This is a genomic window from Pectobacterium carotovorum (assembly GCF_900129615.1).
In the GTDB taxonomy this organism is placed as follows: domain Bacteria; phylum Pseudomonadota; class Gammaproteobacteria; order Enterobacterales; family Enterobacteriaceae; genus Pectobacterium; species Pectobacterium carotovorum.
The window spans coordinates 556560-568027 of record NZ_FQWI01000002.1; the positions used below are offsets into that span (position 1 = coordinate 556560).

8 protein-coding genes are annotated in these 11468 nt (G+C 56.1%); 5 read left to right on the top strand and 3 right to left on the bottom strand.

Going from position 1 to position 11468, the window contains the following annotated elements:
- The first annotated feature begins 23 nt into the window (after positions 1-23).
- From BUB06_RS06805 to BUB06_RS06825, 5 genes are all read left to right on the top strand, one after another.
- On the top strand, positions 24-1814 hold the full coding sequence (locus BUB06_RS06805; RefSeq protein WP_039470889.1) for a TolC family protein: 1791 nt from the start codon (positions 24-26) through the stop codon (positions 1812-1814).
- Entirely contained in the window at positions 1814-2569 is a 756-nt protein-coding gene (locus BUB06_RS06810; protein WP_039470890.1) for an efflux RND transporter periplasmic adaptor subunit, read from the top strand. Before BUB06_RS06805 ends, BUB06_RS06810 begins: the two co-directional genes overlap by 1 nt.
- On the top strand, positions 2566-3921 hold the full coding sequence (locus BUB06_RS06815) for an efflux RND transporter periplasmic adaptor subunit (protein WP_039470892.1): 1356 nt from the start codon (positions 2566-2568) through the stop codon (positions 3919-3921). The genes BUB06_RS06810 and BUB06_RS06815 overlap by 4 nt, the downstream gene beginning before the upstream one ends.
- Before the next feature lie 2 nt (positions 3922-3923).
- A complete protein-coding gene (locus tag BUB06_RS06820) occupies positions 3924-6053 on the top strand; it encodes an HlyD family efflux transporter periplasmic adaptor subunit (protein ID WP_039470895.1) in 2130 nt (709 codons plus the stop codon).
- Positions 6054-6382: 329 nt separating this feature from the next.
- On the top strand, positions 6383-8113 hold the full coding sequence (locus BUB06_RS06825; protein ID WP_039470897.1) for a polysaccharide lyase family protein: 1731 nt from the start codon (positions 6383-6385) through the stop codon (positions 8111-8113).
- A gap of 143 nt (positions 8114-8256) precedes the next feature.
- Here BUB06_RS06825 and BUB06_RS06830 read toward each other — a convergent pair whose 3' ends face one another.
- From BUB06_RS06830 to BUB06_RS06840, 3 genes are all read right to left on the bottom strand, one after another.
- A complete protein-coding gene (locus BUB06_RS06830; protein ID WP_405079887.1) occupies positions 8257-9171 on the bottom strand; it encodes an Rpn family recombination-promoting nuclease/putative transposase in 915 nt (304 codons plus the stop codon).
- Positions 9172-9404: 233 nt separating this feature from the next.
- Positions 9405-11063, bottom strand: coding sequence for a cation/acetate symporter ActP (gene actP / locus BUB06_RS06835; RefSeq protein ID WP_039470901.1), 1659 nt, complete (start codon positions 11061-11063; stop codon positions 9405-9407).
- A complete protein-coding gene (locus tag BUB06_RS06840) occupies positions 11060-11371 on the bottom strand; it encodes a DUF485 domain-containing protein (protein ID WP_010295748.1) in 312 nt (103 codons plus the stop codon). The genes actP and BUB06_RS06840 overlap by 4 nt, the downstream gene beginning before the upstream one ends.
- Positions 11372-11468 lie beyond the last annotated feature (97 nt).

Genomic DNA, 11468 nt, shown 5'->3' on the forward strand with positions numbered 1-11468 from the left:
AATAGAAGATGGGGAGAACCCGGGTGAATCAGCACATAGCGCATTTCTGGGATAGCCAGCAACACGACAGTCAGCAGCAGAACGTTCAACACGAGGCTACACCACGCACCGCGGGTTCCCGGGCGTTACGGATCGCGGTGGCTCTTGCCTGTCTGGGGCTGGCTGGCTGTGCCGTCAAACCTGAGCCGGTTACGATTGAGCAGCAGGTCGCACAGGCGCTGAGCGACAGAACGCAGATGTTCGCCAATCAGGAACCGGTGCGCGGCACGATCACGCTGGATGAGGCGATTGCCCGTGCGCTGAAATATAACCTGCAACAGCGGGTCGCGCTGATGGAACAGGCGATGGAAGATGACCTGTTGGGCGTACAGAATCTGGATATGCTGTTACCGAAACTGACTGCACGCGCTGGGCTACAAACCCGTGATAACGTGGCCGGTTCCAGCAGCCAGTCGGTGACCACCGGTCGGCAGTCGCTGGAAGCGTCCACCAGTCAGGATCAGACCATGCGTACCGCCGATCTGACAATGAGCTGGAACGTGCTGGATTTCGGTATCAGCTACTTCAACGCCAAAGTACAGGCGAACAAATCGCTGGCGGCGGAAGAGCGTCGTCGTCGCGTGGTGGCCGATATTACCCGTCAGGTGCGTACCGCTTATTGGGAAGCGGCCACGGCACAGCGTTTGCAGCCGGAAGTGACGACCGCGCTGACGCAGGCACGTCAGGCGCTGGAATATGCGCGTCAGACGGAACAGCAACGCCTGTTAGCACCGGTTGAAGCGCTGCGTTTCCAGAAGAACATGCTGGAGATGGTGCGCCAATTGGAGATTGTCGACAGCGATCTGGTGGTGGCGAAATCCCGTCTGGCGGCGCTGATGAACCTGCCACCGTCGAGCAAATATGACGTCGTCGTGCCGAGCGAAAGCAGCCTGGTCGCGCCGAAGATGGCCTACTCGCTCGACGATCTGGAAAACTTCTCGATGGTTAAGCGCCCGGAAGTGCGTGAAGAGAGCTATCTGGCACGCAATAGCGTACTGGAAACCCGTAAATCGCTGCTGCGTCTGCTACCGGGCGTGTCGCTGTTTGCCGGTATCAACGGTGACAGCAACAGCTATCTGGTTAATCACCAGTGGGCGAACGCGGGCGTTCAGGTCAGCGGCAACCTGCTGAACGTGCTGTCGTGGTCATCGGTGAAACGTGCCGGACAAGCGAATGAAGATCTGGCGGAAGTTCGTCGTCAGGCGCTGCGCATGGCGGTATTGACGCAGGTGAATGTCGCTTGGCAGGAATATCAGCAGAGCACGCGGATGTTCGGTCGCTATCAGGAACTGGCACGAATTCAGCGTGGCATCCTTAATCAAACCACGCTCAGCGTACAGCATCGTGCCGAAACGCAGATGGAGCAGGTGCGCGTCAGCACGGAAACCATTCTGACCACCCGCGCGCGTGACCGCAGCTTTGCCGATGTGCAGAACGCGTTGGGCGCGGTGTATCAGGCTGCCGGATTGGATGTGCTGCCGGATAACGTGAACGATGTCAGTCTGGCGGCGCTGAGCAGCTCAATTGCCCGCACCACAGGTAACCTTGAGAAAGGCGGCGTTGCGGTGCCACGCCTGTCTCTGTCAACACCGGCTACGCCAGCCACCACGACGGCTTCGGCTAAAACAGCATCTACTCCATCCGCAGCACCTGTAGTGAAGCCGATTGCCTCGTCGACGACGGCATCGTCTGCTGGTGCTGGCAAACCTTACCGCGTGGTGAATACCGATATGTGGGATAACCTGCAATCCCTACAGGCGGGAGGTTCGCGTTAATGGCTTTCGGCATAATGCGTCCGCTATTGCTGGTCAGTGTGTTAGGTCTGCCCCTGTGGGGGCAGGCTGCGACAGCGGGAGACATTCGCGTACAGCTTAGCGCACAGCGCTATACCGTGTTATCCAGCGAAATTGCGGGGAAAGTGACGGATATTGCGGTGAAAGAGGGTGAACACTTCAAGCAGGGCGATACGCTGGTGACGTTTGACTGCACCGTGCTGCGCGAAAAGCTGAACTACTCAAACGCCGCAGAGAATGCCGCGCGTAAGAAGCTGGCGATTGCCGATCGACTGGATAAGCTCAATTCGATCAGTCTGTCGGATGTCGATCAGGCGCGATCGTCGGTGTCGATGGCGCAGGCCGAAAGCGGCGTCAATCGCGCCATGCTGCAACGCTGTGCCATTAAAGCCCCATTCTCTGGTCGCGTAACGGAAACCAAGGTGAAGCGTTGGGAATCCGTGCCGGAAGGCAAGGAGCTGCTAGCGATTTATGACGACAGCGCGTTTGAGCTGGAAATGATCGTGCCATCGCGCTGGCTGGTGTGGTTAAAGCAGGGCAGCGCCTTTCAGGTCACGCTGGATGAAACCGGCCTGAGCTATCCGGCGGAAATCAGCCGCCTTTCTTCGGCGATCGATCCGGTCAGTCAGTCAGTAAAAGTATTTGGTCGGATTACCCAATCCACCGCCGGATTGTTGCCGGGCATGAGCGGTGTGGCGCAAATTGTACCGCCTGATGCCGGTAGCGTATCGCCATGACCGAACGGAACACGACAGCAGCACAAACTGAACAGGATACCCGGCTGGCACTGCTGGCCGAGCTGTTGCAGCTGCAAAGCCGTGCCAGAGCGCGTGAAACGCTGGATGAGCTGGCGTTTTTCATCGTCAACGAGACGCATAATTTAGTGAAGTATCGGCAGGCGCTGCTGTGGGACTGCGATAAACGGCGCTTGCAGGCGGCTTCCGGGCTTACCTCGCTCGATCACAACGCGCCGTTTTGTACCGAATTTAGCCGCCTGTGCCGCCAGTGGCAGGAAGAGGGGCGTCAAACGCAGGCGCTGCAATGCCGCGAGCTGCCTGCCGATGACCAGATTTTGTGGCAGGAACATCTGCCGGAATTTTTACTCTGGCTACCACTGCGTTTAGCGCAGGGCGATACGCCGCTGGTGCTGGTGTTAGCACGGGACAGCGCGTGGCTGCCAGCCGAGATCGTGCTGCTTGAAAAGCTGGCGGACGCGTATGCTCACGCGTGGGCGAGTTTGCAGAAACAACGTCGGCGGCAGACGAATACCAGCCCGAAGAAGCGTCGTTTGATTCTGGCCGGGATCGTGGCGTTGGCGCTGATCTTATTGATCCCCGTTCGCCAGTCGGTGCTGGCTCCGGCTGAGATCGTCGCGTATCGTCCGGTGATGGTGCGCGCGCCCGTGGCGGGCGTGGTGGATGACATTCTGGTTCGGCCTAATCAGGCCGTTAGTGCCAATCAGCCGCTGGTGCGACTGGACGTGCGCGAACTGGAAAACCGGCTGGAATCGGCCCGACAGGCTTTTGCTACCGCTGATGCTCAGTATCGTCAGGCACAGCAGCAGGCGCTGTTCGATGCCAATAGCAAGGCCAGTCTGGCCGTACTGCAAAGCCGCCGCGAACAGGCGCAGAGCGAAATGGATTTTCTGCAACGTCAGCAGGAACGCATGCAGCTTGTTTCTCCGCGCGACGGCGTGGCGATTTTTGACGATAGCAGCGACTGGATTGGGCGCTCGGTGGCGGTGGGGGAACGTATCATGATGATCGCCGATCCGCACGATGTTGAGCTGGAGATCCAGTTGCCGGCGGCGGATGCGATTGCGCTGGAAAACGGCGCGGACGTGCGCCTGTTCCTCAATGTGGCGCCGAATTCGGCACAGGACGCGCGGTTGGAGCAGATTGGCTATCGCGCCGCACCAACGCCGGACAATGTGATGGCCTATCGGTTGCGGGCACGCTTTACACAGGATGATCCGCAACTGCGCGTGGGCCTGAAAGGGACCGCTAAGCTGTACGGGAAACGCACGGTGCTGTTCGTTTACCTGCTGCGCAAACCGCTGGCGTCACTGCGCGTCTGGTTGGGTGTCTAACGATGGCCGGAGGTGCGACGTCGGCTGCTGGGCTCAGCCCGCTGCGCGATGAACTGATCCTGCATGCTGGGCCCGCTAACCGTGACGGATCGCCTAGCTGGACGCTGGAAGATCCGCTACGTGGCCTCTATTTTCGTATCGGCTGGGCGGAAATGGCGATGCTATCGCGCTGGTCGATGGGGAACGCGGCGCAGATCGTGGCCGAGGTTAACCAGACTTCTGCACTGACGCTCGATGACAGCGATGTGCAGTATTTCAACCGTTTCTTGCAGGCCAACAGCCTGACGCGGGTTTCTGGCGATGAGGCAATGGCGCAGTTTTCCCGTCAGGTGGAACAGTCGCGCGTTTCGATCTGGCGCAAGCTGTTGAAGAACTATCTATTTTTTCGCATTCCCTTGTGGCACCCCGATCGCTTTCTGGGCGCGACCTTACCGTGGATCGAGCCGTTTTTCAGCCGGACTTTTCTCAAGCTGACGCTGCTGGTGGCCGTGCTGGGGCTATTCCTCGCCGGACGCCAGTGGGAAACGTTCAAGCATACGTTTCTGCATTTCTTCACGCTGGAAGGCGCAGTGCTGGCAGGGCTGACGCTGTGTTTTACCAAGATTCTGCATGAGTTCGGCCACGCCTACACCTGCAAACGCTTTGGTGCGCGGGTTGCCACCATGGGCGTCGCCTTTCTGGTGATGATGCCGGTGTTGTACACCGATACCTCTGGTTCGTGGAAACTCACCCGCCGTCGGGAGCGGATGGCGATTGGCGCAGCGGGCATGATGACCGAGCTGGTGCTGGCGGCGTGGGCGACGCTGGCATGGAGCTTCTTGCCAGACGGCATGCTGCGCAGCGCCGCGTTTATGCTGGCGACGACAACCTGGATTATGACGCTGGCGATTAACCTCAGCCCGCTGATGCGCTTCGACGGCTATTTCCTGCTTTCCGATGGATTACAGATGCCGAACCTGCAAAACCGAGGCTTTGCTATCGGCCGCTGGCAGATGCGGGAATGGCTGTTCGGCTTAGGAGATGCGCCGCCGGAGCACTTTCCGCGCTGGCTGCAACGTACGCTGGTGGGCTATGCCTTTGCGGTGTGGATATACCGTTTCTTCCTGTTTACCGGTATCGCGATTCTGGTTTACCACATGACGTTCAAACTGCTGGGGATGCTGCTTTTCGCGATTGAAATCGGCTACTTCGTGGTGATGCCGGTGGTGAATGAAGTACGTGAGTGGAGTAAACGCCGTAAGGATTATCGTATGAACCGTAATATGACGACAACGCTGACCGTGAGCGTTGTGGTTCTGCTCTTGCTGATGATTCCCTGGCAACGCGGCGTGTATGCACCGGCGCTGCTGCGGGCGGAACAGCAAAGCAGCCTGTATATGCCTGTACCTGCGATGATTCAGCGCATTGACGTACAGGTTGGTCAGGCCGTGAACGCCGGGCAGACGCTGTTTACGCTGTCGTCTGACGCGCTGGCGCATGAACGGCAACAGCTAGAGCGACAAATCGCTACGCTGAACTGGCAAAGCACCTTTCAGGTATTCAACAAGGAAGCGGCTGGCGATCACCAACGGGTGAAGCAGGAGCACGAAGCGGCGCTGCAAAAATTACAGGTATTGCAGCGTCAGTCGGAACAACTGACGGTGCGTGCGCCGATAGACGGCGTGGTGGCAGACATGGCGACGCCGCTGGAAACCGGTGAGTGGCTGGGGCAAGGCGAATGGCTAGCGGTCGTCACCAAGCCAACCGGCGGGCTGGTGGAAGCGTTCGTGTCGGAAAAAGACTGGCAGCGGCTCCGCACGGGCGCAAAGGGGACGTTTTATTTACAGGACGTGAGCCGCTCGTCGCTGCCGCTCACTATTGTGGAGATTGCCAGCACGGCAACCCGCGATCTGAACGCCGCGCCGGAGTTGGCATCGATTTATGGCGGCGATATTGCCACGTTGAGCGACGCACAGCGCAAGCTGCATCCTGAACAGGCCGTTTATCGCGTGTTGCTCAGTCTGCCTGACGATTATCGTGCTCAGCCGCAGGTGCTGCGCGGCACGGTGGTGATGGACGGTGAGGCGCAAAGCCTGTTGATTCGCGGCTGGAAAGTGGTGTCCGCCGTACTGATTCGCGAGCTGTCATTCTGAGCAGTTTTAATTTCTGCGATGTCGATCCTGACTTTCTTCCCGCTATTGCCAGATTCTTGTTGTTGCTGGCAGTGGCGTGAAGGAGGGCGATTACCCCCCTCGATTATGTTGTTCCTGTTATCTCCATTCTATCTGTTTAAAATAGCTGATTTTTTTACATTAGTGGCAAGGCTGCGACGTGACATCTAGATACACGGGGCTACCACGGTGCGAGGTGTCCCTGCGGGAACCTCATCACCGTGTTTCCCCTAATATCTGGCATTGACCGTTACCTTGAACCGCCGCGATGAAAATTATGATTTAACTGACTGAATACAAGAGGGCTGACTGTGAAGCGATCTGTCTTGTTGTTGGTGGGGGCCATGCTGGCACCCTATGGCTATAGCGCGCAGGATAATGCGGTGTCGTTATCCGTTTCTGGTTTGAATACCGTTCTGGATAACGGCTTGCTGAAAGTCGCGTTTGGGGAGGATGGCAGCGCGGTGAGCATGGTGACGGGAGGCAAAAATATCGTCACTAACCTGTCCGGCGCGGTGCGCGACCCGAGTAAAACGCGTAGCGCTTACCTCGATTACTATATTAACGATGCTCATGCTAAAGGCGTCAAAGATTTTGTCCCCGAGCGGGTAGAGGTGCTGCGCAACGATCGAGATATAGCGCATGTGGCCTATATCGACGACCGGGACGGGCTGTTACGGCTTGAATATCACCTGATTATGCGTCGCGGCGTTAGCGGGCTTTATAGCTATGTGGTGGCTGAGAATAGCGGAAGTCAGGACGTTAAAGTCAGTGAATTGCGTAACGTCTATCGCTTCGATCCCGCCCGGTTAGATCATCTCTACAACGGCGATCGTCAAGGAAAACCGCTACTCTACAGCCAGCTTGAAGCGTCGCCGAAGGTGCAGGATGAAACCTGGCGATTGCCGGATGGCAGCATTTATTCCAAATATGATTTTGCCGGCTATATGCGTACCGCGCCTTTCTGGGGCGTTTTCGGCAATGGCGTGGGCGCGTGGCTGATTCATGGCAATCGGGAGTATTTCTCCGGCGATGCGCTCAAGCAGGATCTGCTGGTGCATCAGGATGCGATCATCCTGAACTACATGACGGGTTCGCACTTTGGCACGCCGGATATGGTAGCCCCGCCGGGCTGGAAAAAATTCTACGGTCCGTGGCTGCTGTATATCAATCAGGGCGATACCGAACAAATGCTGGCGGATGCTCAGCGTCAGGCGCTGACGGAAACCGTCAACTGGCCGTACAACTGGGTCAACGATTCCCGCTATGCGCGCGATCGCACGCAGGTGAGTGGACGCGTTGCCAGCCAGCAGTCTGTGACCGTCGTGCTTTCGTCATCGCTGGATGAACCGTTCGATGTGCAAACCCGTGGCTATTCGTATCAGGCAACGACAGACACGCAGGGGAATTTTGCGATTTCCCATGTTCGCCCAGGCAATTATCATCTGGCAGTATACGCCAACAGCGGTACGCAGCCGGGAATATTGGCAGAACAAACGCTGTCTGTTTCCGGTGATAAGCAAGCGCTGCCTGTGATAACCCTACCGAAAGCCGAACCGGTTGTTTGGGCTATTGGGCAGGCCAATCGGCAGGCGAGTGAATTCCGCTTTGGCAATGAGGCCCGCAACACCCGCTGGCAGCATGAGGTTCCTGCAAACCTGACGTTCGATATTGGCCGCAGCGACTATCAGCACGACTGGTATTACGCGCAGACCAAACCGGGAAAATGGGATATTCGTTTTGCCCTGCAACCTGAGAAAAAAACCTATTTCCTGAATATCGCACTGGCGGCCGCGAGCAACAGCGGCATGAGTGAGCCGACCATGCCACAGCTGGCGATAGCAGTGAACGGCAGCACGTTGGAAACGCTGACTTACGAAAACGACAAAACCATTTATCGCGGCGCGCTACAGAGTGGTCGTTATCACATCGCCCGTATCCCAGTGTCATCCCGCTTTCTGAAAAACGGCAACAATACGATCACGCTGCAATTAAAAGGCGGCAGCGTGATGTATGACGTGGTGACATTAAGCGAGGAGTAAATCTATTTTTAACAAGGTGAAGCGCTGGGTTTCGCAGAACCGTGGGCAGGGATAGCCCACGATAAAAAAGCGCAGGAGCGATTTTCAACAACGCGAAGCGTTGGCCCGGAGGGGCGTGGGCAGGGATAGCCCACGATAAAAAATTATTTCTGTTCGCTGTGGAGCAGTTGCGCCATTTCTTCATCGGATAGCTGGGTAACGCGCTGAACTAATTCCTGCTCCATCTCACTTTGCAGCAACTGGCGGGCGATATTTAGTGCGCTGGCCTTCATCCCTTCTTGTTTTCCCTGCTCAAATCCCCTTTGGTGTAACTGTTGTGCAATGGTCATTGTGTCCTCCTTATGCGTTGACAGGGGCTCAGCCACTGAATCAATGAACCTGTCTATGTCAGACGTATTGCCCACTTTCGCAACGTACAGTAATAACGCGTGCCGCAGTGGCAAAGGCAGGTTCCAGTGTTCAAATAATAGCCCGATGTCGTGTGCCAATTCCAGCATATCCCGTGTTCGAATATGTTTTTGCACAAGTTCCAGCAGTGCGGCACGGCGGTGCGTTTTGATCTCTTCATCTGGAATGACGGTCAGGTCTATCAGCGGAAAGGCATGGTGGTAAACCTGTGCTGCCAGCGGTGGATCGGTGAAATGATCCAGCCACTGCATACTATACGGATAAGGACTACGTTTGCCGTGATAGAACAGGAGTGGAATAACCACGGGTAACGACTGATGACCCTGGGATAAATGCTGCTGCATCGCATCAAGGCAATAGCGTAATAACCGGAAAGCCATGAGCTTGTCGGGGCGGCTTTGATGCTCTATGACGCAATAGATATATCCAGAACCAGAACGAGTTTGCAGTGAGTACAGCATGTCTGACAGACGAGAACGTAATGTGTTTTCGATAAATGATGCAGACTCCAACTGCAATGTACTGAAATCGCACTGGTGCTGAATCGCGAGTGGCAAATGGGCGGCAAGAAAATCTCTGGCGATATCAATATCGCTTAAGAACTGTTTGAAGATGGCATCGTGAGGCTGCATCGCATCCTTCCCTGTGATGTGTATGCCGACACCATAGCGAATCGCGCAGCGCTGGAAAGCGTTCTGGTTACTATTGTGAATCCGTCCCGCAAAAAATCGCAGGAGCGATTTTCAACAACGCAAAGCGTTGGCCCGGAGGGCGTGGGCAGGGATAGCCCACGATAAAAAATCGCAGGAGCGATTTTCAACAACGCGAAGCATTGGGTTTCAAAGAAGAGCTGGCCCGCGAATGCGGGCCAGAGAGAGGAAGATTAGTGGGAACTGCCTTTTGATGCGCCGACGCCGGTTTGTGAGCGGACAAACTGTGCATGGAAGCGTGCGCGTTCCTGCTGTCCGGCTTCGGAACGATCGGTGATGGAGAAGAACCAGATACCGATAAACGCGACCAGCATGGAGAACAGTGCCGGATAGTCATAGGGGTAAATAGGCGCGGCATGACCGAGGATTTTCACCCAGATCGTCGGCCCCAATATCATCAAAATGACAGCGGTCAACAGACCCGCCCAACCGCCAATCATCGCGCCGCGCGTGGTTAGCTTCGACCAGTACATGGAGATGATAATAATTGGGAAGTTACAGCTCGCAGCGATGGAGAACGCTAACCCGACCATGAAGGCGATGTTCTGGTTCTCAAACAGGATACCGAGCGAAATAGCCACCACGCCCAGCACCAGCACGGTGATTTTCGAGACTTTCAGCTCATCACGCTCCGTCGCTTTCCCTTTCTTGATCACGTTAGAGTAGAGATCGTGGGATACAGCAGAAGCGCCCGCCAGCGTTAGACCGGCGACGACGGCCAAAATGGTGGCAAAGGCCACGGCGGAGATAAAGCCGAGGAAGAAGTCACCGCCGACCGCATCGGCCAGATGTACTGCTGCCATGTTATTCCCACCGATTAGCGCGCCCGTTGCGTCCTTAAACGCAGGATTGGCGCTGACTAGCAGGATGGCACCAAAACCGATGATGAAGGTCAGGAAGTAGAAATAGCCCATGAACCCGGTGGCATAGAACACGCTTTTTCGTGCTTCTTTCGCATCGCTGACGGTGAAGAAACGCATCAGGATGTGAGGAAGACCGGCTGTACCGAACATCAGACCTAACCCAAGGGACAACGCGGATATCGGGTCGGAAACCAGCCCGCCGGGGCTCATGATCGACGCGCCTTTTGGGTGAACCGCCATCGCCTGTTTGAACAGCGTATCAAAACTGAACCCTACGGATTTCATGACCATCACAGCCATGAAGGTGGCACCGAATAGCAGCAGGACGGCTTTGATAATTTGCACCCATGTGGTGGCGAGCATGCCGCCAAACATCACGTACATCACCATCAGAATACCGACCAGCACCACGGCAATGTGGTAATTGAGGCCGAACAGCAGTTCGATGAGTTTCCCCGCACCCACCATCTGTGCGATGAGGTACAAGGCCACAACCACCAGCGAGCCACAGGCGGAGAGGCTACGGATCGGGCGCTGTTGCAAACGGTAAGATGCGACGTCAGCAAAGGTATAACGACCGAGGTTACGTAGCCGCTCTGCGATCAGAAACAGAATAATCGGCCAACCAACTAAAAAGCCGAGTGAGTAAATCAAGCCGTCGTAGCCGGAGGTATAGACCAGCGCAGAAATACCGAGGAAGGACGCCGCTGACATGTAGTCGCCCGCAATCGCCAGTCCGTTCTGGAAACCGGTGATGTTGCCGCCAGCCGTGTAGTAATCACTACGTGAACGCGTTTTCTTCGACGCCCAGTAGGTGATGTACAGCGTGCCGCCGACGAACAGCAGAAACATCACGATGGCCTGAATATTCAACGGCTGGCGCTGGACATCCCCCGTGAGTGCATCTGCTGCCCATGCAAGCATTGGCAGCGTCAAAAGCCCGAACAGCATCATAAAGCGTATTTTCATTGCTTTACCTCATCCAGTAACTGCTTGGTCAGACGATCAAATTCACCGTTAGCGCGATACACATAGACGCCGGTCAGAATGAAGGAAATCGCAATCAATCCCACACCAATCGGAATGCCGCGGGTAATGCTGGAGCCTGGAGCAATCGGCGTTCCCAGCCAGCCAGGCGCAAAGGCGATCAGCAAAATAAAGCCGACGTAAAGCACCAGCATGATGAGTGAAAGAAAAGCGGCAAAACGCTGTCGCTTGTTGACCAGTTCTCTGAATAAGGGGTTACTTTCAATCCGTTGATAAATGGCATCATTCATCGTAAGTCTCCAGTAATCTGTAGGGTTGAGTGCTACCGCGACGTCACCCTCTGATTTACCGCCACCCACATTCCCGCAAGCCACGTCATGGCTTACG